Source organism: Streptomyces sp. B21-083 (assembly GCF_036898825.1).
GTDB lineage: Bacteria > Actinomycetota > Actinomycetes > Streptomycetales > Streptomycetaceae > Streptomyces.
Genome location: NZ_JARUND010000001.1, coordinates 1,624,234 through 1,647,292 on the forward strand (window position 1 = coordinate 1,624,234; position 23,059 = coordinate 1,647,292).

The 23,059-nt window shown below is 71.8% G+C and carries 25 protein-coding genes and 3 pseudogenes; 7 read left to right on the forward strand and 21 right to left on the reverse strand.

Translation table 11 applies throughout. The annotated features are described in order from the left end of the window. Positions 1-132 precede the first annotated feature (132 nt). The 4 genes and pseudogenes from QA861_RS07080 to QA861_RS07095 form a co-directional block, all read right to left on the reverse strand. Positions 133-609 (reverse strand): annotated as a pseudogene (locus tag QA861_RS07080) (DUF2201 family putative metallopeptidase); the annotation flags it as partial. Then, positions 606-1,699, reverse strand: a pseudogene (locus QA861_RS07085) (ATP-binding protein). The pseudogenes QA861_RS07085 and QA861_RS07080, both read right to left, overlap by 4 nt. A 113-nt stretch (positions 1,700-1,812) precedes the next feature. After that, positions 1,813-3,903: an alkaline phosphatase family protein gene (locus QA861_RS07090; protein ID WP_334587352.1), complete on the reverse strand. Its 2,091-nt coding sequence runs from the start codon at positions 3,901-3,903 to the stop codon at positions 1,813-1,815. A gap of 91 nt (positions 3,904-3,994) precedes the next feature. Continuing rightward, positions 3,995-4,429, reverse strand: a complete 435-nt coding sequence (locus tag QA861_RS07095) for a hypothetical protein (RefSeq protein ID WP_334587353.1) — start codon at positions 4,427-4,429, stop codon at positions 3,995-3,997. A 121-nt stretch (positions 4,430-4,550) separates the two neighbouring features. On the opposite strand from QA861_RS07095, the gene QA861_RS07100 reads away from it, so the two are divergent. After that, the gene (locus QA861_RS07100; protein ID WP_334587354.1) at positions 4,551-5,327 is read left to right on the forward strand and encodes an MBL fold metallo-hydrolase; all 777 of its coding nucleotides are present in this window, start codon (positions 4,551-4,553) and stop codon (positions 5,325-5,327) included. Next, a complete protein-coding gene (locus QA861_RS07105; RefSeq protein WP_443041455.1) occupies positions 5,324-5,953 on the forward strand; it encodes a DedA family protein in 630 nt (209 codons plus the stop codon). The genes QA861_RS07100 and QA861_RS07105 overlap by 4 nt, the downstream gene beginning before the upstream one ends. A 642-nt stretch (positions 5,954-6,595) precedes the next feature. Here the strand turns inward: QA861_RS07105 and QA861_RS07110 are convergent. The 4 genes from QA861_RS07110 to QA861_RS07125 all read right to left on the reverse strand — a co-directional run bounded on the left by QA861_RS07110 (position 6,596) and on the right by QA861_RS07125 (position 10,775). After that, complete coding sequence (locus tag QA861_RS07110; RefSeq protein ID WP_334587355.1) at positions 6,596-7,630, reverse strand: MBL fold metallo-hydrolase; 1,035 nt, start codon at positions 7,628-7,630, stop codon at positions 6,596-6,598. Further along, positions 7,627-8,874 (reverse strand): aminotransferase class I/II-fold pyridoxal phosphate-dependent enzyme, encoded by a 1,248-nt coding sequence (locus QA861_RS07115; protein ID WP_334587356.1) that lies wholly within the window; start codon positions 8,872-8,874, stop codon positions 7,627-7,629. The genes QA861_RS07110 and QA861_RS07115 overlap by 4 nt, the downstream gene beginning before the upstream one ends. 135 nt (positions 8,875-9,009) lie before the next feature. Then, positions 9,010-9,699, reverse strand: a complete 690-nt coding sequence (locus tag QA861_RS07120) for a hypothetical protein (RefSeq protein ID WP_334587357.1) — start codon at positions 9,697-9,699, stop codon at positions 9,010-9,012. A 281-nt stretch (positions 9,700-9,980) separates the two neighbouring features. Then, on the reverse strand, positions 9,981-10,775 hold the full coding sequence (locus QA861_RS07125; protein ID WP_334587358.1) for an RNA polymerase sigma factor SigF: 795 nt from the start codon (positions 10,773-10,775) through the stop codon (positions 9,981-9,983). 342 nt (positions 10,776-11,117) lie between these two features. Here QA861_RS07125 and QA861_RS07130 point away from each other — a divergent pair. Both QA861_RS07130 and QA861_RS07135 read left to right on the forward strand, forming a co-directional pair. Next, positions 11,118-11,506: pseudogene (locus tag QA861_RS07130) on the forward strand (DUF2795 domain-containing protein). A gap of 54 nt (positions 11,507-11,560) precedes the next feature. Then, entirely contained in the window at positions 11,561-12,103 is a 543-nt protein-coding gene (locus QA861_RS07135) for a type 1 glutamine amidotransferase domain-containing protein (RefSeq protein WP_334587359.1), read from the forward strand. Between the two features lie 144 nt (positions 12,104-12,247). On the opposite strand, the gene QA861_RS07140 is transcribed toward QA861_RS07135, so the two are convergent. The 3 genes from QA861_RS07140 to QA861_RS07150 all read right to left on the reverse strand — a co-directional run bounded on the left by QA861_RS07140 (position 12,248) and on the right by QA861_RS07150 (position 14,914). Beyond that, on the reverse strand, positions 12,248-12,481 hold the full coding sequence (locus QA861_RS07140; protein ID WP_334587361.1) for a DUF6158 family protein: 234 nt from the start codon (positions 12,479-12,481) through the stop codon (positions 12,248-12,250). A gap of 82 nt (positions 12,482-12,563) precedes the next feature. Next, positions 12,564-14,183: an ABC-F family ATP-binding cassette domain-containing protein gene (locus QA861_RS07145; protein WP_334587362.1), complete on the reverse strand. Its 1,620-nt coding sequence runs from the start codon at positions 14,181-14,183 to the stop codon at positions 12,564-12,566. A 74-nt stretch (positions 14,184-14,257) separates the two neighbouring features. Beyond that, positions 14,258-14,914 carry a histidine phosphatase family protein gene (locus QA861_RS07150; RefSeq protein ID WP_334587363.1) on the reverse strand — a complete coding sequence of 219 codons (657 nt, stop codon included), beginning with the start codon at positions 14,912-14,914 and terminating at the stop codon, positions 14,258-14,260. A 91-nt stretch (positions 14,915-15,005) separates the two neighbouring features. On the opposite strand from QA861_RS07150, the gene QA861_RS07155 reads away from it, so the two are divergent. From QA861_RS07155 to QA861_RS07165, 3 genes are all read left to right on the forward strand, one after another. Continuing rightward, positions 15,006-16,499, forward strand: a complete 1,494-nt coding sequence (locus QA861_RS07155; protein ID WP_334587364.1) for a bifunctional phosphatase PAP2/diacylglycerol kinase family protein — start codon at positions 15,006-15,008, stop codon at positions 16,497-16,499. 133 nt (positions 16,500-16,632) lie between these two features. Further along, complete coding sequence (locus QA861_RS07160; protein ID WP_334587365.1) at positions 16,633-17,466, forward strand: class I SAM-dependent methyltransferase; 834 nt, start codon at positions 16,633-16,635, stop codon at positions 17,464-17,466. A 77-nt stretch (positions 17,467-17,543) separates the two neighbouring features. After that, positions 17,544-17,714, forward strand: coding sequence for a hydrophobic protein (locus QA861_RS07165; RefSeq protein ID WP_334587366.1), 171 nt, complete (start codon positions 17,544-17,546; stop codon positions 17,712-17,714). Positions 17,715-17,755: 41 nt separating this feature from the next. Here the strand turns inward: QA861_RS07165 and QA861_RS07170 are convergent, their stop codons facing one another. From QA861_RS07170 to QA861_RS07215, 10 genes are all read right to left on the reverse strand, one after another. Beyond that, complete coding sequence (locus tag QA861_RS07170) at positions 17,756-18,037, reverse strand: gas vesicle protein K (RefSeq protein WP_006376661.1); 282 nt, start codon at positions 18,035-18,037, stop codon at positions 17,756-17,758. Further along, complete coding sequence (locus tag QA861_RS07175; RefSeq protein ID WP_006376647.1) at positions 18,034-18,222, reverse strand: gas vesicle protein; 189 nt, start codon at positions 18,220-18,222, stop codon at positions 18,034-18,036. The genes QA861_RS07170 and QA861_RS07175 overlap by 4 nt, the downstream gene beginning before the upstream one ends. Beyond that, positions 18,219-19,043, reverse strand: a complete 825-nt coding sequence (locus tag QA861_RS07180) for a GvpL/GvpF family gas vesicle protein (protein WP_334587367.1) — start codon at positions 19,041-19,043, stop codon at positions 18,219-18,221. Before QA861_RS07180 ends, QA861_RS07175 begins: the two co-directional genes overlap by 4 nt. Next, positions 19,040-19,369: a gas vesicle protein gene (locus QA861_RS07185; RefSeq protein ID WP_006376666.1), complete on the reverse strand. Its 330-nt coding sequence runs from the start codon at positions 19,367-19,369 to the stop codon at positions 19,040-19,042. Before QA861_RS07185 ends, QA861_RS07180 begins: the two co-directional genes overlap by 4 nt. Beyond that, positions 19,366-20,544 carry an SRPBCC family protein gene (locus tag QA861_RS07190; protein ID WP_334587368.1) on the reverse strand — a complete coding sequence of 393 codons (1,179 nt, stop codon included), beginning with the start codon at positions 20,542-20,544 and terminating at the stop codon, positions 19,366-19,368. Before QA861_RS07190 ends, QA861_RS07185 begins: the two co-directional genes overlap by 4 nt. Beyond that, a complete protein-coding gene (locus QA861_RS07195) occupies positions 20,541-21,146 on the reverse strand; it encodes a DNA primase (RefSeq protein ID WP_334587369.1) in 606 nt (201 codons plus the stop codon). The genes QA861_RS07190 and QA861_RS07195 overlap by 4 nt, the downstream gene beginning before the upstream one ends. Further along, on the reverse strand, positions 21,143-21,409 hold the full coding sequence (locus QA861_RS07200; protein ID WP_334587370.1) for a gas vesicle protein GvpG: 267 nt from the start codon (positions 21,407-21,409) through the stop codon (positions 21,143-21,145). Before QA861_RS07200 ends, QA861_RS07195 begins: the two co-directional genes overlap by 4 nt. Next, positions 21,400-22,200: a GvpL/GvpF family gas vesicle protein gene (locus tag QA861_RS07205; RefSeq protein WP_334590483.1), complete on the reverse strand. Its 801-nt coding sequence runs from the start codon at positions 22,198-22,200 to the stop codon at positions 21,400-21,402. The genes QA861_RS07200 and QA861_RS07205 overlap by 10 nt, the downstream gene beginning before the upstream one ends. A gap of 38 nt (positions 22,201-22,238) precedes the next feature. Beyond that, positions 22,239-22,673, reverse strand: coding sequence for a gas vesicle structural protein GvpA (locus QA861_RS07210; protein ID WP_334587371.1), 435 nt, complete (start codon positions 22,671-22,673; stop codon positions 22,239-22,241). 80 nt (positions 22,674-22,753) lie between these two features. Next, positions 22,754-23,059 (reverse strand): gas vesicle protein GvpO, encoded by a 306-nt coding sequence (locus QA861_RS07215; RefSeq protein ID WP_334587372.1) that lies wholly within the window; start codon positions 23,057-23,059, stop codon positions 22,754-22,756.

Sequence of the window (23,059 nt, forward strand, 5' to 3'; positions counted from 1 at the left end):
CTTCCTTTCGCGTGTGGTCCCGGTGCCGGGGTTCCGTATCCCCCATCCGATCACACTCCGGCTCACTTCCGGCTCACTGCACGCGAAAGACCGGCCCACGGGCGGTGAACGGCAGACGAGCGCCCGCCGGAAGCCGCAGCGCTCGAAGACGGCCGGTACCGAGCCCGCGCGGCGCCAGCGGGCGGCGATCTGCTCCTCGTCGCCGTCCGGGTAGGCGGGCGACAGGAGTTCGGGGGCCGTGCCGACCGGGAAGCCGAGCAGGAAACGGTTGACGACGACGCAGCGGGCGGCGATGTCGTAGCGATCGGGCTGGACGCGCTCGCCCTTCGCCGCCGGAACATGTCCGAAGCCGAGGTGGATGAGGCCGTGCGCGACGGCCCACGCCCACTCGGCCGGTTCGGCCCGCCGGGTGGGGTGGACGTGCAGCAACCCGTCGGAGTCCGTGCGCACCAGACCGTCGACCGGCGAGAGGGCGCAGTCTTCGCTCCGGCAGGTGTAGAACTCCATCGAGCCGAGCGCCGGGTTGGCGCGCACGAGGGCCAGCCCGGCCTCGTACGCCTCCCTCGCGAGGTCCTTCTTCCGCTGCGCCTGCTTGCGCGCCCGGCTCACCGCCGCGCCTCCACCAGCCGGGGCATGTCCCGCGCCGCCTCCACCAGGAACCAGGCGGGCAGCAGGGGGTTGCCGTCGGCGTCGGAGGCGATGACGCTCTGGGTGACCTCCACGGAGATCTCGGCGAGCTGCACGAGCAGCGACTTGGCCCGGTAGGCGGCCTCCCGGCCGTTGGGCGACATGTGCCCCTTGCTGGCGGGGAGTTCCTTGACGAGCCGCCCGCGGAACGACTCGGCGAGGTAGTAGAGCAGGTCACGGTCCTCGACGCGGTGGGGCCAGCGTGCGTCGCCCTTGATGATCGCGTCGATGCCGAACCGGCTGCGCACGATCTTGACGTACCCGCAGAACGCGGTGGCGTGCGTCGGCGTCAGCGCGCCGTGCGCGATCACCTTCAGGGTCTCCTCGTCGAGCGCGGGCCCGAACGAGTGCAGGGCGTCGGAGAGCATGTGCCAGGAGCGGGGCGTGGAGAAGGGCTCCTCGGTCTTCGGCGGCTTGGACCACAGGTGGTCGGGCCGGTCGGCGAGGTGGTCCACGACCCACGGGTGGATGTCGTTGTTCGCGGCCCAGACCAGCCAGTCCTTCGGCGAGGCCTCCAGATGGACGTGGGCGAGGCGGTTGATGAGGGCGGAGGCGATCGGCCGGGCGAGGGCGTTGTCCGTGGCTCGGTTGCCGGCGCCGATCACGATCGAGCCCTTCGGCAGCTCGTAGTTGCCGATGCGGCGGTCCAGGATCAGCGAGTAGAACGCCTTCTGGACGTCCGGCGTGGCCGCGTTCAGCTCGTCCAGGAACAGGCAGTACGGCTCGTCCCGGGCGATGGCCTCCGGCGGACAGAACACGGACCGTCCGTCACGGATCTGCGGTACGCCGATCAGGTCCTCCGGCGCCGGCTGCGTACCGAGCAGACTCACGCTCCCCCACTGCCTTAAGGGCGCGGGGGGACCCCCACCAGCCCCAAGGACTCGGCGAACTCCCTTACCAGGGAGGACTTTCCGATGCCGGGGGCGCCCCAGAGGAACACGGGCCGCACGGTCGCGAGACCGAGCAGCAGCTCCGGAATCCGGGCGGGGGTGACGGTGACGGCTGCCTGCACGCGGCAACTCCTGGGGTTCGTGGAGGAACGGAGCGCGCGAAGGCGCGAGGTCCGGTACGAACAGTGTGGGTACGGAGACGGAGGAGCGCAGCCGATTTTCCGGCGGCCCGCGCTCAGGCGACCTGGTGGTCCCCGGAGACCTCCAGGGGCACCTGCGGCCCGTTGCACTCGCGCAGCCAGCGCCGCAGTACGCGGTGGAGGTGCTCCGCGCCGACCAGTTCCGCCCCCTCCTCGACCGCCTCCGACAGTGCGAAGGGCGCCAGCAGGAACGGCTTGCCCTGCGCCCCGCCGAGGCCGCCGTGCGAGCCGATCTGCTCCTCGAAGGCGAGCACCTCGCCCTCGGCCGGGTCGTACCAGGAGTTGACCATGATGTCGGCGGTGTGCGGGAAGGAGTGTGTACGACGCACCGCGCTCGCCGCGCCGGGACCGAAGTCGGCCAGCGGGGTGCCGTGTTCGCCGTCCGGTGCGCCTGGTTCGTCCAGCGCGTCCACCGGGATCTCCACGCCGTGCGCGCCCAGCACCACCCCGCCGTGCTCCTCGCTGGCGACGAGGACGAAGCCGACGCCGGGATGGTTGGCGAGGGTGGTGAGCAGCGCGGGATGGCGGGCGTCGATCTCCTCCCTGGTCATGCGGTGGTGCACGTCCGGGAAGGAGATGAGCCCGAGGTTGCCGGAGGCGAGCACCAGCGGTTCGGAGCGGTGGCCGGTGGGCACGTGGCGCCCGCCGTTCTCCTCGACGGGCCGGCGCAGCGCGGCGCGCACGGCGGCGCGCGCCTCGGCCCCACTGTGGGTGCGTCGCGCCCTGCGTGGCACGGGCAGTCCGCAGCCGGCCCGGACCAGGTCACCGAGGCCGAGCCCGTACCGGCCCCGGAAGGTCTCGCCGGGGCTCTGCCCGTGGTCGGAGAGGAGGACGATCCGGTACGGGCGGGGCGCGTGCTGGGCGACTTCCGCGATCAACTCGGTGGCGCGGTCGAGGCGTTGGAGGACCTTCTCGGCGTCGCGGCTGTGCGGTCCGGAGTGGTGGGCGACCTCGTCGTAGGCGACCAGGTCGGCGTAGACGGCGGTGCGCCCGGCGAGCATGTCGCCCATCACGGCGGCGACGACCACGTCCCGTTCGATGACGGTCGCGAAGGCGCGGATGAAGGGGTAGAGGCCGCCGCGTGCGATCCTCGGGCGCCGTTTGCGTATCCGGGCCATGGTCGACTGGCCGATCTCGCGGCCGACCTCGGCGAAGAAGGACAGGGCGGTGCGGACGGCGTTGGCGGGGTCGGAGAAGTAGGCGAAGTAGCCCGCGCGGGAACGGTTCTCCCGGCCGCGCCGGCCCGCGACGGACAGCACGAGGGCCTGTTCGTCGGCGCCGCCGCCGAAGAGGTTGCCCCGGCTGGCCCCGTCGACGGTGAGCAGTCCGCCGTCGCCGGTGCGTTCGACGGCCCGGCGCTGGAGTTCGGCGGCGCTGGTGGGCCGGTTGCAGACCATGACCTCGCCGGTGTCCTTCTCGTACCAGCGGAAGGCCGGGATGTCGTGGTTGGTGCCGTGCAGGATGCCGAGCTGGCTGGCGCCGGTCTGGCTGGACCAGTCGGTGCGCCAGGGGGTGAGCCGGTGGGTGGCGTCCAGCCAGCCCGCGACGGTCGGCATCAGCCCCTTCTCCGCGGCCCGCACCAGGACGTCGTGGCCGACGCCGTCGAGTTGCAGGAACACCACGCCCGGCGTCGTAGGGCCCTCGAACGGCCGCGCGAGGCCGCGTCGGTCGGCGAGGCGGTAGAGCCGTCTTCGGTAGGCGTCGTCGTCCCGTACGGCCAGTGCCGCGCCAGTCGCCGAGGCCACGGCCGACATCACGGCGGCGACCACCACCGCCGTCTCCGGGGCCGCCTCGGGGCGGTCGGCCGGGGTCAGCCGCAGCGCGACGAGCAGCAGACCGCCGTTGAGGAAGAAGACCAAGAGGCCGAGCACGAGGGCGGGCACGAGCAGCAGCAGCCGGACCAGCAGCGGCCAGACCAGGGCCGACAGCAGACCGAAGGCGCCGGCGCCGATGGCCGCGGTGACCGCGATCCGGGTGGCACTGTCGCCGTCACCGGTGCGGATCCGGAAGTCCGGCAGGATGCCGGCGAGCACCAGCATCGTGAGCGTCGACACGGCCCACACCGCGACGCTCCGCCCGATCTGGCTGGCGATCCGCCGCCAACGCCCCGCACCCACGTCCCGCACACCTCACGTCCCGGCCCGTCCCCACGGCGGGGCCTGTGCACACCCTGTCACAACGAGGGAGCGGAGCCCGGCGGTCCGGCTCGGCGCGGGTTCAGCGGCCGTCGTACCCGGCGGTCGGCATCGACAGGCGGCGGTGCACCCGGGCCTTCATCTGGGCGTCGTACGAGGGTTCCGCGCGGCCCACCGTCTCCACCCGCACCCCGCGTCGCGCGCACTCGGCGGTGAACTCGTCGACCGAGGTCAGCGCGTGCTCCAGGACCCGCTGACTGGGCGCCACGAAAAGGTCGAGGCCGGGCTCGACGCCGTCCCAGAGGGCGGAGTGGTCGGGCCGCAGACTCCGTACGAGCAGTTCCCTGGTGACGACGTAGCCGTGTTCGGCGGCCCAGCGGGCGCACATCGCGTGCTGGCTGCGGGAGTCGACGAGGAAGGGCTCCTCGTCCAGTTCCTCCAGCGGTGTCAGGCTGGCGATCGCGGTCACCCGCGGTACCGGGCCGGGCAGACCGACGGCGGCGTGCGCGTGTCCCATGGCGTCCCCCTCAGCTCCGGGCTTCCCCGCTCACCTCAGGGTTTCCCCACTTGCCCCGGGTTTCCCGCCGACCCTACTCCTGCCCGTAGGCTTCGGGGAGTCGCGCGAAGGAGGCAAAGGGGTGCCGGTGGAGATCACGTGGTGGGGTCACGCCACCTGTACGGTCGAGGACTCGGGCGTACGCGTGCTCACCGATCCCCTGTTCGTGCGCCGGCTCGCCCATCTGCGCCGTCGCCGGGGCGAGTTGCCCCCGCCCGGCGCATGGCGCGCGGACCTGGCGCTCGTCTCCCATCTGCACTCCGATCACCTCCATGTGCCCTCCCTCGCGCGCCTCGCGCCGGGCGCGCGCCTGATCGTGCCCCGGGGCGCGCCGAAGGCGGTGCCGGGCCTGTCGCGCCGGCTGGCCCATCTCCGGGTGACGGAGGTGTCCCCCGGAGACCGCGTGGAAGTCGGTGACCTGGTCGTACGGGCCGTGTCCGCGCGGCACGACGGGCGGCGGCTGAACGTCGGACCGCAGCGGGCGCCCGCGCTCGGCTATGTGATCGAGGGCGAGGCGCGGACGTATTTCGCCGGGGACACCGGCCTGTTCGCGTCGATGGCCGAGGAGGTCGGCCCGGTCGACGCGGCGCTGCTGCCGGTGGGCGGCTGGGGGCCGTATCTCGGGGAGGGGCATCTGAACGCGGAGCGGGCGGCCGAGGCGCTGGCCCGGTTGGCGCCGCGCAGCGCGGTGCCGGTGCACTACGGCACGTACTGGCCGATCGGGATGGACGCCGTGCGCCCCCATGAGTTCCACGCGCCGGGTGAGGAGTTCGTGCGGCTCGCGGCGGCTCGTGCGCCCTCGGTCGACGTGTACCGGCTGGAGCACGGGGAGAGCGTGCGCCTGGGGGTCGCGCGGTGAACGTGGTCCTGGCCGCCGCCTCGACCTCGGGGCAGGGGTCGGCTGGGCAGGCGATCGGCTATCCGACGCTGTTCCTGCTGGTGCTGGTGGGTGCGTTGGTGCCGGTGGTGCCGACGGGGGCGCTGGTGAGTTCGGCGGCCGTGGTGGCCTTCCACGAGACCGCGCCGCTCGCCATGGTCCTGGTGTTCGCGGTGGCCTCGCTGGCCGCGTTCCTCGGCGATGTGGCGCTGTACTGGCTGGGCCGGCGCGGGATGGACTCGAAGAACGGGTCGCGCTGGCTGGCCGCGATCCGGTCACGGGCGCCCGAGGACCGCCTCGCGCAGGCCCAGCGGAAGCTGAGCGAGAACGGGGTGACGGTCCTGGTGCTGTCCCGGCTGGTGCCGGCCGGGCGCATCCCGGTGATGCTGGCCTGTCTGATGGCGAAGTGGCCGGTACGCCGCTTCGCCCGTGGGGACATCCCGGCGTGCCTCGCGTGGGCCGCGACATACCAGCTGATCGGCGTCCTTGGCGGTTCGCTCTTCGACGAGCCCTGGGAAGGCGTGGTGGCGGCGGTCGCCCTGACCCTGACGATCAGCGCGGCACCCAGCCTGTGGCGGCGGGCACGCGGGGTACGCGGGGCGACCTGAGCGAGCGGAGAAGCCGGGCCTGAGAGGCCCGAGCCTGAACCCGCCCGCACATCGGGCGAGGGCTGCGAGTGCCCCATCCGCACATCGGGCAAGCGTTGCAAGTGCCCCATCCGCACATCGGGCAAGCGTTGCAAGTGCCCCGTCCGCACCTCGAACAGGGGTTCCGGAACCCCGCACGCGCACCCGCCAGGGATTCCCCGCTCCCCCGCACAGCGGGCGCTACCCGCTTGGACCCCGCCCGCACACCAGCCGGAAACTCCGAGCGCCTCGCCCTCGCATCGGGCAGGGATTCCCGGCACCCCGCCCGCACACCAGGCAGCAACTCCCCGTACCCCACCCGGACGTCAGACAGAGGTTGCGAATGCCCCGCCCGCACCTCGAACAGGGGCCCCGGTATCCCGCACGCGCACCCGCCAGGGATTCCCCGCTCCCCCGCACAGCGGGCGCTACCCGCTTGGACCCCGCCCGCACACCAGCCGGAAACTCCGAGCGCCTCGCCCTCGCATCGGGCAGGCCCCCTCTGCCCGACCCGCGCACCACGCCGGGGTCGGCACGCCGCCGGCCTTTCCGTCCGGCCGGGGATTCGCGCACCCCGTCCACGCGAAAGGCAGGGATCAGCTCGCTTCGCGCGCACCCGTCGTGTCAGGCCAGTACTCGTGAGCCTCCCACCGGCAGGTCCCACAGGTTCTCGCGGAGCAGGCCGGACTTCTGCCAGGCGGTCCGTACCCGGGTCAGTGGTTCGAGGACCGGTTCGGCCGACAGGACGAAGGTGGCCCAGTGCATGGGCGCCATCCGGCGCGCGCCGAGGTCCATGGCGGCCTGTACCGCTTCCTCCGGGTCGCAGTGGACGTCGCTGAGCCACCACCGCGGGTCGTACGCCCCGATCGGCAACAGCGCGAGGTCGATGCCCGGGTAGCGCTGTCCGATGCGGGCGAACCAGTGGCCGTACCCGGTGTCACCGGCGAAGTAGACCCGCTGCCCGTCCAGGTCGGTGAGCACCCAGCCGCCCCAGAGGGTGCGGCAGGTGTCGGTGAGGCCGCGCTTGGACCAGTGGTGGGCCGGCACGAAGTCGAAGCGGACGCCGTCCAGTGCGGCCCCCTCCCACCAGTCCAGCTCGGTGACGTGGGTGAACCGGCGGCGCCTGAACCAGCGGCCGAGCCCGGCCGGCACGAACACCGGGGTGCCGCGCGGGAGTCGGCGCAGGGTCGGGGCGTCCAGGTGGTCGTAGTGGTTGTGGCTGATGACGACGGCGTCGACGCGCGGCAGCGCGCTCCAGGCGACGCCCACGGGGGTGATCCGGGCCGGTGTGCCGAGGATGCGGCGGGACCAGACCGGGTCGGTGAGGACGGTGAGGCCGCCGATCCTGACCACCCAACTGGCGTGCCCCGCCCAGGAGACGGCGATTGTGCGCGCGTCGACGCGGGGCAGCGGAACGGGTTCGAAGGGCAGCCGCGGGATGTCGGCGAGGCCTTCCGGGGTCGGCCGTACCGCGCCCTCTCTGGCGAATCTGGCCATCCCCTTCAGGCCCGGCAGCGGGGTGGTCAGCCGGTCGGCGAAGGAACGGGGCCACACCCGGGTCCCATGGAGCGGCTGCAGCGCCTCGGGCGGCGTGGTCCTGACCGTGCTGATGCCGGCGCCGGCGCTGATGCTCGTGGTCGACTCGGACTGCTGCGTCATCGAGGAGGCTCCCGTCGCTGAGCGTCGTCACAAAGATCGTCGAAGGTTGATTCCACCAGGGTCAACGCGCGTCGCACGTGTGGCAGTTCCAGTGGGTCGGGTGACATGAGCGACTGTGTCCGTTCCTCCGGCGTGTCGCCGAGCAGCGTGCCCGTGGCCAGCCGGACGCGCAGCGCCGCGAGGTCGTCCCCGAACCGGTGACCGCCCGGTGTGGGCATGCCGAGCCGGTCGGTGAGGTACTCCTCCAGTTCCTGGGCGTCGCCGACGCCGTGGGCGCCCAGCGCGGTCCGCAGGGGGCCGAGATCGACGTACAGATGACGGCCGGACCTCGGTGGCAGGGCCAGACAGCCCGCGGCGACGACCGCGCGGTGCGCGGCGGTCGCCACGCGCGCGTGCAGGCGTACGGCGGCGGTGAGCCGTTCGGTGACGGGCTCGGGTTCGCCGAGCGCGTAGCCGGCCGCGGCGGCGACCGGTTCGGCGATCCGCGCGCCGAGCGCGGTGAGTACGTCGAGCACGCGCGCGCGGAGGGCGTCTCCGGCAGCGTTCGCCGGGAAGCGGGCGAGGGCGGCGGGCCAGCCCGGCGGCAGCGACGCGCCACGCAGGTCGGTAACGACGGTGACCTGGTCGGGCAGCATCTCGGCCGGGCTGAGCAGCACGGTGTCGTGCGGCCGGTGCAGGGTGTCGCGCCAGGTCTCGTCACTGACCAGGTGCAGCCCCTCCCCGGCGGCGGCCTCGACGGTCTCGTGCAGGAGTTCGGGCGGCGCCACGGTGGCCGTCGGGTCGTCCGCCACGGACAGCACGAGCAGCCGGGGATCACCGCCCTCGGCCCGCACCCTCCGTACGGTCTCCAGCAGGGCGTACGGGTCCGGCACGCCTCCGCAGTCGGCCGGTGTGCCCACGTAGAACACGGATCTGCCCAATGCCCGTACCTGCGGCGCCCACCAGGCCGGGCAGGGCCGGGGCACCAGGACGTCGCCGCCGATCGCGGCGGTCAGCGCGTGCAGCAGGGCCGGGGCGCCGGGCGCGGCGGCCACCTGGCCGGGCTCGGCGGGCAGTCCGCGCCGGGTCCAGTAGCCGCAGGCGGCGTCGAGGAGTGCGGGGCCGCCGCCGGTCGGCTGGGCGTCGGGGTGGGCCGCGGCGGCGGCGAGCACGGCGGCGAGTTCGGAGAGTACGGGGAGTCCGTCGGCGGGGAGCGGCGGGCCGTAGCGGACGGGGCCGTGCCCCTGGGAGTCCGTCCGCCGCATACGTTCCTCCGCGCGTTGCCGGTGCGGTGCGTGTGCCCGCCTGTGCCTACGAGTACTCACGGTCACAGGGACCCATGGGAGCCCGCTCGGGTTGCTTCGGCCTGGCCCTGCGGGCGGTGCGGGCGGCGGTCCGGGTCAGCCGCGCACCGGCTTCCCCCTGCGGCGCAGCCGGTGTACGGCGGCCCCGGCGGCGCCCACGATCAGCACGCCGCCGGCGACCAGCGCGGGCACCGAGTCGGTGAACGCACCGCCCTGGCCCGCCTCCACCCCGCGCTGCACGGGTGCGGGGGTGGGTTCGGAGGTGTGCGTGGGGCAGGAGGACACGTCCTGGAAGTCGCCGTTCTGGAAGTCGCCGTGGGAGTCGGTGCCGCAGGCGCCGGTGCCGGTGCCGCTGCCGCTGCCGTCGCGGGTCACTGTGAACGTCGCCTTCCAGGCCTTGCCCTGGCCTCCGGCCTGCCCGGGACACGTGCCGTCGGCGGACCATTCGGCGGCGGGGTCTGTCGCGTTCTGGTCGCCCTCGAAACTCCAGGCGGGCGCGATCTTCGCGGTGCCGCTGTAGGCGGGGCCGGTCACCTGGTCGTCGTTGCCGGGCACCTGCTGGAGCTGGACGGTGCCCTGCTCGAAGCCTTGGGAGTGCGCGTCGATGGACGCGGGCGGGGTGCCACCGGTCGCCTCGCAGGCCACGGAGACGGTGACGGTGCCGCCGGGTCCGACGCTACGCGGGTTGACCTCCCCGGCGGCGTCCGCGGACACGGCCGAGGCGGCGGTGCCGAGGGCGGCACCGGCCAGGGCGGCGACGGACAGGACACGGGCGGTGCGGCGCATGGCTGGGCTCCTTCGAGCGGCGGCTGCGGGGAGCGTCGGGTGATGCCCCGCACCCCATCACAGCCCGCCCGGCGGCGGGGCGCGCGCGGCCGGGCACCATTAGCGGGACGGGCACGCCCGACCGGGTGACGGCGGGCCCGACGCGCGTCGCGCTCACCGAGCTGCTCCAGCTCGGTGAGCGCGACGCGCTGGGAGACTCGGTAGGAGGCGTGGCAGGAGCGGTCGGCGGACCGGAAACACGGCCGCGCGGAAGCGCCGAGTACCCGTACAGGAGGTCGGTTCTAGGCCGCGTCCTTCATGACCTGGTCCCGCAGCCGGTTGCAGGAGCGGCTGATCAGGCGGGAGACGTGCATCTGGGAGATGCCGAGCTGCTCGGCGATGCGGCTCTGGGTCATGTCCCCGAAGAACCGCATGTAGAGGATGGCGCGTTCACGCTCGGGCAGTGCCCGCAGTCGCGGCTTGACGGCCTCGCGGTCGATGACGGTGTCGAGGGCCGGGTCGGCGGCGCCGAGGGCGTCGCTGAGGGAGTATCCGTCCTCGCTGCCGGGCAGTTCGGCGTCGAGGGAGAGCGCGGTGAAGCTCTCCAGCGCCTCCAGACCGGCCTTGACGTCCTCCTCGGTCATGTTGGCGTGCTCGGCGATCTCCGCGACGGTGGGCCTGCGGCCCGAGATGGTCTGCGAGAGGTCCTGGGAGGCGAACCGGACCCGGTTGCGCAGGTCCTGGACCCGGCGGGGGACGTGCAGGGTCCACATGTGGTCGCGGAAGTGGCGCTTGATCTCCCCGGTGACCGTGGGGACGGCGTAGCTCTCGAAGGCGTTCCCGAGTTCGGGGTCGTAGCGGTCGACGGCCTTGACCAGGCCCAGCGCGGCCACCTGACGCAGGTCGTCCAGGCTTTCGCCGCGGCTCCGGAAGCGGCCCGCGAGCCGGTCGGCCATGGGCAGCCAGGCCTCGACGATCTTCTCCCGGAGGGTGTCGCGCTGCTGACCCGGGGGGAGCGCGGCGAGCGTGCGGAACGCCTCGGCGGTGTCGGGGGCGTCGTCGTGGGGGTGCCGCTTCGGACTCGTGTGAGTTCGCATGGTGCGTCGCAACTCCCTAGGAGTGCTTGGGGTGGACGGGTCCCCGCGGGAGGGTGCGCACCACCGGGACAGAGACACCCGGGTCGGTGATCCACCGCTCCCACGGACGTGCCTCCTGTCCGAAGCACTGATGCTGCGCCTGCCCCGCCCCATGCGTGCCAAACAGGTTTTTCTGACCGCCGTCCGGTGACTCGGCCGCTGCCTCCTCCGCACGCCACCTGGAGCAGCTGGAGGCGACTGCCGCGTCCATCCAGGTCCAGGAGTTTCTGGAAGAGCCGCTGAGGTGTGTCGGCAGCGGATCCTCGGGTACGCGGCTGGCACCCCCGAAGTCTGGAGGCACGCATGCAACAAGGCAGCGGCCGCGTCAGCGCCCATCGCGACGACGAGATGAAGCACCAGGTCCAGGGCCTGCTCAGGTCCGGCCACCCGACCAGCACCGAGGAGTGGAACGACCCGGAACCCGCCGCCGAGGACGACCCGCGGATCGCGGGCGGCCCCGTGGCCCCGGCCGTGCGCCGGCCGGGATCGAGACGGTGCGCTTTGAACTGGCCCGCTATCTGGGCCGTACGTCCTTCCCGGCCGGGCCACGCGAGCTGCGTGGCCTCCTGCGCGCCGGCCACGCCCCCGACACTCTGGTCGAGCCACTGGAGCGGCTTCCCTCGAAGGCGCGTTACGCCTCCGTGCAGGAGCTCGCCGTGGCGGTCGTGAGCGGCTCCGAGGAGAACGCGTAGCCGGACCCTCTGGAGAGGACCGGGGAAGGACCAGGAAAGGACACCGAAGAAACCATGCGTATCGCGTTTCTCACCGCCCCCGAGGGCGTCGAACAGATCGAACTCACCGACCCCTGGCAGGCGGTGGCCGACGCGGGTGGTGAACCCGTGCTCGTGTCGACCGAGCAGGGCCGGGTGCAGGCCTTCAACCATCTCGACAAGGGGGACACCTTCCCCGTTCAGGAGGTTGTCGGCGAGGTGTCGGCCGAGTCGTTCGACGGACTCGTACTGCCCGGCGGGGTGGCCAACCCGGACCTCCTGCGCACCGACGAGCGCGCCGTCGCGTTCGTCCGGGACTTCTTCGACCAGGGCCGTCCGGTCGCCGCGATCTGCCACGCCCCGTGGACCCTGGTGGAGGCGGACGTCGTCCGCGGCCGGGTACTCACCTCGTGGCCGAGTCTGCGCACCGACCTGACCAACGCGGGGGGTGAGTGGGTCGACGAGCAGGTGCGGATCTGCGACCACGGATCCAATGTCCTCATCACCAGCCGCAAACCGGACGACCTGAAGGCGTTCTGCGAGGCACTCGTGTCCGAGTTCGGCAAGAAGGCCGCCTGACGGCCCTTCCTGCCGGGAGCAGTCCCGCCTTCGTCGCGGCGGTCGCGGCCCATCGGCACTGGGATCCTCCCCCGGTGCGCCGCTGAGATCCACCGCCGCCGGTGCCGCTGCCACCAGCCCTCGGGCCTGGCAGCGGCACCGTTCTCACTCCTGTGCGCAGTCCCGGTCCCGGGCGCCCTCTCGGGTGCGGCCGGCGGCGATGGGGCGGCGCGGATGGCGGCGCAGGTACTCGCCCTCCAACTGCGCCATCCGGTCGTTGTGGGCGCGCAGCGCGTCGCTCGACGCGTGCAGCAGCGTGTCGTGGCGGGTCCGGTGGATCGTCTCCAGCTCCTTCATCAGCTGCTGGTCGTCCAGCCGACCCGGGTCGACTCCGATCATGGTGGCACCCCGCTCGTCGCGTCCGAGTCCTTCGGTACGCGGCCCGGGTACCCCACGCCGCCCGGCCGAAGCCCCTACCCCCCTACCGCGCCCGCTCCACCCGCCGCTCGTCCCACACGGGCTCCGGGGTCTCCCGGATCTTCCCGTCACTGCCGAACACCAGATATCGATCGAACGAACGAGCGAACCAGCGGTCGTGCGTGACGGCGAGCACCGTGCCCTCGAACGCCTCCAGCCCTTCCTGGAGCGCCTCGGCGGACTCCAGGTCGAGGTTGTCCGTCGGCTCGTCCAGCAGCAGTGCCGTGACGCCCTGCAGTTCGAGGAGCAGGATCTGGAAGCGGGCCTGCTGGCCGCCGGAGAGCCGCTCGAAGCGCTGCTCGGCCTGGGCGGTCAGCTCGTAGCGGCGGAGCCGGGACGAGGCCGCGCCCCGGTCCTGCGCGTGTTCCGACCACAGGATGTCGAGGAGCGTACGGCCCTCCAGCTCGGGGTGGGCATGCGTCTGGGCGAAGTGGCCGGGCACGACCCGCGCGCCGAGCTTCCACTCGCCGGTGTGCGCCACGGTGTCCCCGGCGAGCAGCCGCAGGAAGTGCGACTTGCCGGAGCCGTTGGAGCCGAGGACGGCCACCCGTTCGCCGTAGAAGACCTCCAGGTCGAAGGGTCTCATCAGCCCGGTGAGCTCAAGTCCCTTGCAGGTGACGGACCTTACGCCGGTCCGGCCGCCCTTGAGCCGCATGGTGATGTCCTGCTCGCGCGGCGGCTCGGGCGGCGGCCCCGCCTCCTCGAACTTCCTGAGCCTGGTCTGCGCGGCGGCGTAGCGGGACGCCAACTCATGGCTGATGGAGGCCGCCTGACGGAGGTTCAGGACCAGCTTCTTCAGCTGGGCGTGCTTCTCGTCCCAGCGCCGGCGCAACTCCTCGAAGCGCGCGAACCGTTCACGCCGCGCCTCGTGATAGGTGGCGAAACCGGCGCCGTGCACCCAGGCGTCGGCGCCGGCGGGCCCGGGTTCGACGGACACGATCTTCTGCGCGGACCGGGAGAGCAACTCCCTGTCGTGGGACACGAAGAGGACGGTCTTGCGGGTCTCCGCGAGCCGTTCCTCCAGCCATCGCTTGCCGGGTACGTCGAGGTAGTTGTCAGGTTCGTCGAGGAGCAGCACCTCGTCCGTGCCGCGCAGCAGCGCCTCCAGCACCAGCCGCTTCTGCTCACCGCCGGACAGGGTGCGCACCAGCCGCCACTGCGCCTTCTCGTACGGCATGCCGAGCGCGGCCGTGGTGCACATGTCCCACAGGGTCTCGGCCTCGTACCCGTGCGCCTCGGCCCAGTCGGAGAGGGCCTGCGCGTACTGGAGCTGGGCCGCCTCGTCGTCGACGGTCAGCATGCCGTGCTCGGCGAGGTCGACCGCCTTGGCGGCCTCCTGGATCCGGGGTGTGGCGACCGACACGAGCAGGTCCCGTACGGTCGTCTCGTCCCGTACGGAGCCCACGAACTGGCGCATCACGCCGAGCCCGCCGCTCACGTTGACGGTCCCGCCGTGCGGTTTCAGTTCGCCGGAGATCAGCCGCAGCAGGGTCGTCTTCCCGGCGCCGTTGGGCCCCACGAGAGCCACGACGGCCCCTTCGCCCACCCGGAACGACACATCGCCGAGCAGCGCCCTCCCGTCGGGAAGGTAGTACTCAAGGTGCGCTGCTTCGAGGTGTCCCATGAGGACGCATTCTGCGGGCCCACCACGACCCCGGGCAAACCCATATCCGCGCCCGGACAGTTCTAGGACAGGTCCTAGCCGTGCACTGCCTCTCCCGCCGGTCCGCTGCCCGTGTCCGGCCCGGCCGCCGCGACGACCGCGCCCGCCCAGGACACCGCCTTCCAGCCGTCCGCCGGGGATCCCTCCAGGACGACCACGCCGGTGTTGTCGAGCCGGTGTTCGGCGGCGAAGGGCACGTCGACGTTGTCCGCCCGGGCCGCCGCCCACATCCGGATCACGGCGCCGTGACTGACCATGGCGACCGCGTCGGCCCCGCTGTCCGCGGCCTCGGCGACGACCGCGTCGAACCGGCCGAGCGCCTCCACGCCGTTCTCCCCGCCCGGCATCCGCAACTCCGTGTCACCGGCCGCCCACGCGAACAGGGTGGTCATGTAGGTGTGCGCGGACTCGGGGTCGCCCCGCATCTCCAGGTCCCCGGCGGCCACCTCACGAATCCCGTCCCGCACCCGGACGCCGAGGCCGCGCGCCTCGGCCAGCGGCGCGGCGGTCAGCTGCGTACGGATCAGCGTGGAGGCGTACAGCGCGTCGATGTCCTCACCCGCCAGCGCCTCCGGCAGCGCGGCGGCCTGCGTCTCCCCGAGCTCGGTCAGCCTTGCCCCCGGAACCGCGGTGTCCAGCAGGAACTTCACGTTCGACGGGGTCTGACCGTGCCGGATGAGCAGCAGACGCATACGGGTTTTCCTCTCGCCCCACGATGTCGCGACGAGCCCCGTGACCTGTTCGACAAGACAAAAAGGCTCACTTCAGGGTACCCAGAGCGTCATGACCGCAGACATCGACCTCACCGTCCCGCAGCTCGGCAGCCACGCCCTGCGCGAGAAACTGCTGAAGCTCGACTTCCGGCTGTTCGAGACCGCCGCCACCCGGAACTGGCCGGGCGCCGAGCGGGTCCTGCCGAGGCTGAGCCGCAGCGCGAACCACGGCGTCCTGTGGTTCGCGACGGCCGCCGCCCTGGCGGCCACCGGGAGCCCCCGGGCCCGCCGGGCCGCCGTCCGGGGCCTGGCCTCCCTCGCCGTGGCCTCCGCGACGATCAACACGGTCGGCAAGCGCTCCGTACGCCGTCCGCGCCCCGTACTGGACGCCGTACCGATGGTCAGGCAGCTGAAGCGGCAGCCGATCACCACGTCGTTCCCGTCCGGCCACGCGGCGTCGGCAGCCGCCTTCGCGACGGGTGTCGCCCTGGAGTCCCCGGGCCTCGGGGCGGTGGTGGCGCCCCTGGCCTTCTCGGTGGCGATGTCCCGCGTCTACACGGGCGTCCACTTCCCCAGTGACGTCCTCGCCGGCGCGGCCCTCGGCGCGGGCGCCGCGTTCGCCGTACGGGAGCTCCTGCCGGCCCGCGACCGGTCCGCGCCCCCGGCCCGGCCGCACGCCACGGCCCCGGCGCTGCCCGACGGCGAGGGTCTGGTCCTGGTGGCCAACACGGCGGCCGGCACCGCCGACCGGGTCCGCGCGCTGGCGGACGCGCTGCCGCTGGCGGAGATCGTGGAGTGCGCGCCGGAGGACCTGCCGGACGAGTTGGAGAAGGCGGCGGCCCGCTGTCAGGTGCTCGGCGTGTGCGGCGGCGACGGCACGCTGAACACGGCCGCCGCGGTCGCCCTGCGTCACGGACGGCCGCTCGCGGTACTGCCCGGCGGCACGCTCAACCACTTCACGCTCGACCTGGGCGTCGAGGACGCCCTGGACGTCGGCCGGGCGGTACGCCGAGGCGAGGCGGTGCGCGTGGACGTGGGCCGGTTCCGGTCCGGGGACCAGGAGGGCGTCTTCCTCAACACGTGCAGCCTGGGCGTCTATCCGGAGCTGGTGCGCGAACGGGAGCGCTGGTCCGAGCGGATCGGCGCCTGGCCGGCCGGGGTGGTCGCGGCGGCACGTGTGCTGCGCGCCGACCGCCATCCCCTGGAGGCTCAACTCCGGGGTGAGCGGCGCCCGTTGTGGCTGCTCTTCGCCGGCAACGGCACCTACCACCGGCTCGGCCTCGTACCGGCCCGCCGGGTCGACCTGGCGGACGGCCGGCTCGACGTACGGGTGGTGCACGGCGGCCGGGGGCCTTCGCTGCGCCTCCTGGCGGCGGCCCTGGCCGGCCCGCTGACTCGCTCCCCCGCCCACGCGGGCGTCCTGGTCCACCGGCTCCGCGTGGACGACGTGGCGCCGGGCACCCTCCTCGCGTACGACGGCGAGGTCACGGAGGTGGAGGGCAGCGTGACACTCGAAAAACTCCCGGAGGCGCTGACGGTCTACCGACCGCTCGGCCGGAACTGACGTCCGGCGGACGGCCGTTGGCGGGCCCTGTCCACATCCCAAGACGTGGGTCTCATTATTCGGCATGACTGCGTACGGTGATGAGCGAGTCGTTCGGAGCGGGTCGTTCGAGAAGACGAGAAGGGGCACGGTCATGTCCAAGCCGCAGTCACAGCCGCAGGAGACCGCCGTCTACACCCACGGGCACCATGAGTCCGTGCTCCGCTCACACACCTGGCGCACCGCCGCCAACTCGGCGGCGTACCTCCTCGGCTCGCTGAAGCCGCACATGAGGATCCTGGACATCGGCTGCGGCCCGGGCACGATCACCGCGGACCTGGCCGCACTGGTCCCCGACGGACAGGTCACCGGCGTGGACCGGGCGCCGGGCATCCTGGACCAAGCCAGGGCCACGGCCGCCGAGCGTGGTCTCACCAACGTCGACTTCGCGGTCGCGGACATCCACGCGCTGGACTTCCCGGACGACACGTTCTGCGTGGTCCACGCCCATCAGGTACTCCAGCACGTGGGTGACCCGGTGCGGGCGCTGCGCGAGATGCACCGGGTCACCAAACCGGGCGGGTACGTCGCCGTCCGCGAGTCGGACTTCCTGGCCATGGCCTGGTATCCGGCGTCGGAGGGTATGGACGACTGGCTGGACCTCTACCGGCGGGTGGCCCGGGCCAACGGGGGCGAGCCGGACGCGGGACGCCGGCTGAAGTCCTGGGCGCTGCGGGCCGGGCTCACGGACATCACGGCCACCTCCAGCACGTGGACGTTCGCGGACGCCGCCGAGCTGGCCTGGTGGAGCGGCCTGTGGGCGGACCGGACGCTCACGTCGGCCTACGCGGACCGGGCGACGGAGGGCGGTCTGGCGACCCCGGAGCGGCTGCGGGCTGTCTCGGAGGCCTGGCGGGAGTGGGGACGGCAGGAGGACGCCTGGTTCACCGTCCCGCACGGCGAAATCCTCTGCCGAAAGGCCGACTGATACCGAAAGGGCGACCGACCCCCCGGCCTATGTCTGAGACTCCGATTTCGGGAAACTCGGAGTCCAGGAGGTTCACAATGGTTCCCATTCTGCTAGTACTGCTTCTGGCCCTGATTCTCTTCGGCGTCGGATTCGCGGTGAAGATTCTCTGGTGGATCGCATTGATCGTGCTCGTCGTCTGGCTGCTGGGATTCCTGGTGCGGGGCACGAATGCGAGCGGATCAAGGGGTCGCTGGTACCGCTGGTAGCCGGTATCGGTATCGGTATCGGTATCGGTATCGGTGAATGATCAGTCCCTAGGTAGTAGGGGGCCCAGCGGCCCGAGGTCCAGATTCAGGTCCTCGGGCCGCAGCCCGTACCGCTCCCTCAGCTCGGCCATTCTGTCTTCGAGGAGCATGAGTGTGAGCCCCACGCGCTCCTCCTGCTCCTCGGTCATCTCCCCCGTGTCGAAGCGACGCACGGCCTGCCTCTCCATGAGCTGCCGGAGCAGTTCCACCACCGTCAGGACGAGTTTGACGAGATCACGTTCGACGGTGTCGGGTTCGAGGTCGAGCCGGTTGCGGGCACTCACGTCAACTCTCCCCAGGGCGACGGTACTTGTTCGTTCACTGAACTGATCAGCGCGTTCAGGTCGATCCGGACGAGATCCACGTCCGCGATGCGCAGGGTGATGTCCCCGGTGATGACGACCCCGCCGGCGAGCAGCCGGTCGAGCAGGTCGACGAGGGCGACCTCGCGGCGTTCGACGACGGTCACGCGTCCCCCTCCCTCTCCGCGGAGCCTTCGGCGTCTCCGGTGAAGGAGTAGACGGCCCAGGGACCGGTGAGTTCGACCCGCAGTCCCGTAGCGGTCCCGTCCGCGTCGCTCTTCGTCCTGTCGACCAGTTCCACGAACCGCTCGGAATCCTCGCGCGGAACCAGATAGGCCGCGTTGAGCACGTTCTGCCCGGTCGCCCCGGAAAGCGCGGAGTTCTGCGGTGCGTGCAACCGATGGTCCTCGGCACAGCCGGAAAGGGTGCGATGCAATTCGACGGCGAACGTCTCGGCGCCGCGCCAACGGTCCTCATTCGTCCTGGCGTGCTGTCGCCGCCGACGCAGATAGTCCCGGCCGGTGGTCACCGACCGGACCGGCGGGTCCGACGGGATCGACGCGGAATCCGTCTCCGCGTCGGTCCCGTCGGTCTTTTCCAGATACACCTTCACGCCCCACTCCACCCTCCCGTCCAGGCGGTCGAGAGTGCGGTGGAAGTCGTTCTCGCGTTCCTCCATCATCACGCGTACGCCGCTGTCGTCCCGGAAGACGGTGGCGAGCCGCAGCGGCAGCGGTGTGGTGACGGCGGTCAGCGCGTCGATCACGGCCTGATGGGCGCGTGCCGTCGCGGTCAGCCAGTCGAGGTCCTCCAGCCGGTGCCGGAGCGACTCCTCGGCGAAGTCCTCCTCCGGCACCGTACTGACGACCGCGACCAGCCCGCGGTGGACGAGCAGCCCGGGCGGGGCGCCCGCCACCCCCGTCAACTGGGCCTGCAGGGCCGCGTCGAAGGGGCGGCAGACGGCGTAGACGTACCGCAGTCCGGTCATGAGGTCTCCTTCGGCGCTCCCCCGCGCTCCAGTTCGGCCAGTCGTTCACGCAACTCGGCGTTCTCGCGGGCGAGTTCACCCCGATGGGCGCGGGAGGACAACGCCGGGTCGTCCTCCCACCAGTCGATGCCCATCTCCTTGGCCTTGTCGACGGAGGCGACGATCAGCCGCAGCTTGATCGTGAGCAGTTCGATGTCGAGCAGGTTGATCCGGATGTCCCCCGCGATCACCACGCCCTTGTCCAGCACCCGTTCAAGGATGTCGGCGAGGTTGGAACCACCGTCATGGCTGTAGGGCTGGGGCAGCCGACTTGCCGGCGAAGTCATCGACGACTCCGGGGCCGGGTCTCGGATTCGGCTTCGGTCTCGTCGGTCTCGTCCTCGGCCGTCTCAGGCTCCGGCTCGTACGCGGCCTCGTCCTCGTCGACGTCCTCTTCGTACGCCGCCTCGTCCTCGTCGTCGTACTCGGGCTCCTCGGGCTTCTCGTCCTCCGCCTCCTCGTACTCGCCCTCGGGTTCGGCGGCTTCGGCCTCGTCGTCGACGTCGTCCTCGTCCTCGTACGCCTCTTCCGCCTCGGTCCCTTCCTCGCCCTCTTCTCCCTCTTGCCCTTCTTCTGCTGCCTCTTCCTCTTCCTGTGCGAGGGCGTCCTCGTGGCTCAGGACCACCTCGCCGTCCCGGATCTCTCCGCGCCAGCCGTCGTCCGCCTCGCCCTTGATCGTGATGAAGCGGGCGAAGTTCTTGAGGTCGAGCCGGGTGCGGCGGCCCTGGGCGCGCCAGATGTTGCCGGTCTTCTCGAACAGGCCCTTGGGGTAGTACTCGACGACCAGCAGCACGCGGGTCAGGTTCGGGGCGAGTTCGTGGAAGGAGACGACCCCCTTGGTCGTGCCCTTCGCGCCCTCCGAGGTCCAGGAGATCCGGTCGTCGGGCACCTGCTCGGTGGTGTGGGCCTTCCAGCTGCGGTTGGACCAGAAGATCTTGAGCTGCCAGTCGGAGGTCGTGTCGTCGGCGCGGTTCGCGCTCTTGACGCCCTTCGCGAAGGTGCTGAAGTCCTGGTACTGGGTCCACTGGTCGTAGGCGGTGCGCAGCGGGACCCCGACGTCGATGAACTCGATGACGACCGTCGGCTTCTTTCCCGCCCCGCCCTTTCGCCTGCCCTTGCCACCGGTCAGGTTCTTGAAGGCGCCGACCACGCTGTCCTTGGCGCGTCCGGCGCCGACTTCCACGGCGGAACGCAGGGGGCCCTTCCCCTCGGCGAGTTTGCGGCCGCCGTCGAGGGCCATCTTGGCGAAGCCGGGGCTGTTGCCCTCCGCGATGTCGTTGAGTTTGACGGTCGTCTCACCGAGCCGGTGTCCGACGCCCGTCAGCAGGCGCTGCGCCTGGGCGGCCAGGTACTCCTGCACCTCCGACTTCAGCCGGTCGGCGGCTTCGCTCCTGGCGACGTCGGTGATCGGGTTGCCCTTCCCGGATCCGGCGGACTTGACGGACTTGAGGGTGTCGGTCATCGTTCACCGCCTCCCTTGGGCAGCCGCGCGCGGGTGCCGCGACCGGCCGCCGTCTTCTTCGCCGCCGTCTTCTTGGCGGTCGCCTTCTTCACAGCGGGTCGGCCGGATGTCGCTGTCTTCCTGGGGTCCGCCTTCTTCGTGGCGGCCGTCTTCTTCGCCGCCGCCTTCCTGGCCGGCCGCTCGTTCCGCCCGGCGGGCTCCTCCTTGTCGCGCCCCTCGTCGCGTTCCTCGTCCGCCGTCTCGTCGTCCTCGTCGTCGCGGCCCCGGCCCGTCGTCTTCGTCACGACGCCCGCCAGTTGGTCGCGGACCTCCGCCGTGCGGCCGTGCAGCCGGTTGGCCAGCGCCTCGACCTGCCGCTCGACCATCGCGCCCGACGCAGCCTTGCCGACGCCCCGCAGATCCACGCGCAGCTGGTCGCCGATCTCCTTGAACTGCGGGTTGTCGCGCAGCTGCCCGGACACCAGGTCCGCCAGCGCCTTCGGGCTCAGTTGCATCCGCTTGCCGGCCACCAGGGTGCCGACAGCGAAGGCCAGTTTCAGTTTCTTCGTACGTCCAAGGACGTATCCGGCCCCTACAGCGAGGCCCAGTCCCACTCGGTTCATCCTCGTACCGTCCCGTTGTTGGTACCCGCGCCCGTGCGCAGGCCTGTCTCCAGCCGGTCCAGGAGCTCGTCCTCGCGGCGGTCGAACTCCTCGTCGTCGATCTCGCCCGCCTCCAACTGCTGTTCCAGCTGGGCGAGTTCGGTGCGGACCGTGGCCGGGTCGTAGTACAGCCGTTCCGCCTCGTGCAGCACCTGGCCGATCACCCAGGCGCTGCCGCGCACCGGTGCGAACGGCAGCAGCAGCACCTCGGAGATCAGTCCCATGTCCGGCTCTGTTCCGCCCCGGCGCCGAGTCCGCCCGTCGGGGAACCCGCGGGCTCGGCCGGGCCCGGCTCGACGAAGCTGTACGGCGGGAGCGGCCCGTGGACCCGCAGTTCGAGGTAGGGGCGCGCCTTGCGGAGCTGTTCGGTCGCGGTGAGGAACACCTCGGCCGAGTCGCGGGCCACCAGGAACGACACGTTGGCCAGCCAGCCGGTCGACTCGGCGCCCACGCTCACCGCCACCGCGGACGGCTCCAGCGCCTGCCGCACCTCGACGGCGTCCTCGGCCTCCCGGGCCTTCACCGCGGACACGACCATCTCACCGAGGCGCACCCGGTCGTCGTAACTTCCGCCGCCCGCTTGCCTGTTGGCCTCGGTGAACGCCCGGATCTCCGGGTTCTCCGCCAGCACGCGGTGCAGGACGGCCTCTTCCTCGTGGCTCGCCTTGACGTTGTACTCGACGTTGCCGTCGAGGGCCCGGAGCCGTTCCTCGTAGTGCTCGGCGCGTTCTGTCAGTACGGAGGTGACCGCTTCGTCGTCCGGAGCCACGCTGCCGAACCGCATGGGCAGCACGCAGCCGGCCCCGCCCGCCTCCTCCAGCACGTGCTGGTGGGCGAGCAGGTCCTTGCGCTTGGGGCGCAGCTTCTCGGGTGCGTCGCTGACGATCGCCGCGAGGGTGCCCGCCGTCAGGACACGCACGGTACGCGGCGGATCGCCGACGCCACGCAACTCCTCGGCGAAGGAGGGGAGTGCGGGATGGGTGGCGGCGGTGATGCCGTAGACGTACGTGCCGATGCTCGTGTCGTTGCCCGGGTCCGGTTCACTGCTCGTGTTCACTCCTGCTCCTCCTTCCTGCGTGCGGCCGCGGTCTTGCGGGGGCGGGACTGCTGCTGCCTGGGTTCGGCCTGGCCCTCGTCACGGGACTGCCGGAAGGCGTCGGAGATGGTCTCGGCGGCGCCGGAAAGTGCCCCCTTCGACTTGCCCTTCGCCCCGGACTCGGTGATGTCACCGACCAGGTCGGGCAGTCCGGGGCTGCGCTTCGGCCCGGCCTCCAGGTCGAGGCGGTTGCATGCCTCGGCGAACCGGAGATACGTGTCGACGCTGGCCACGACGACCCGGACATCGATCTTCAGGATCTCGATGCCGACCAGGGAGACCCGTACGAACGCGTCGATGACCAGCCCCCTGTCGAGAACGAGTTCGAGTACGTCGTAGAGGCCGCTGGAGCCGCCTCCGCCGCCGCTCTGCTGTGCCGGGACAACGGTCATACCGTCCACCCCTCCTTGTCTCGTGAAGTACCTGCCGGGCGAAGTACCAGCCGGTTCAGGTCTGTTGAAGTGCTCCGGGCTTATCGGCCCTCGGACCTGCGCGCGTCGGCGCGTCCGCGTTCGTAGCGGCGGACCCGCCGGTAGCCGGTGAGTTCACCCCGCTTGTCGAGGTCCACGCGGTAGCTCGCGAGAAGGCTCATGGTGTCGGGGACCCTGGTGAGTTCCAGGACCTCGATCTCCAACGCCCAGCCGTTCTCGGTCTGTTCGAAGGACGACACGGTCTCCGCGGTCATACCGGTGAGTTCCGCGAGCTGGTCGCGCGCGCCACGCATGATGTCCATGGCCGACTTGGGTGCGTTTGATTCTGCGTTCGATGAATTCGTCAT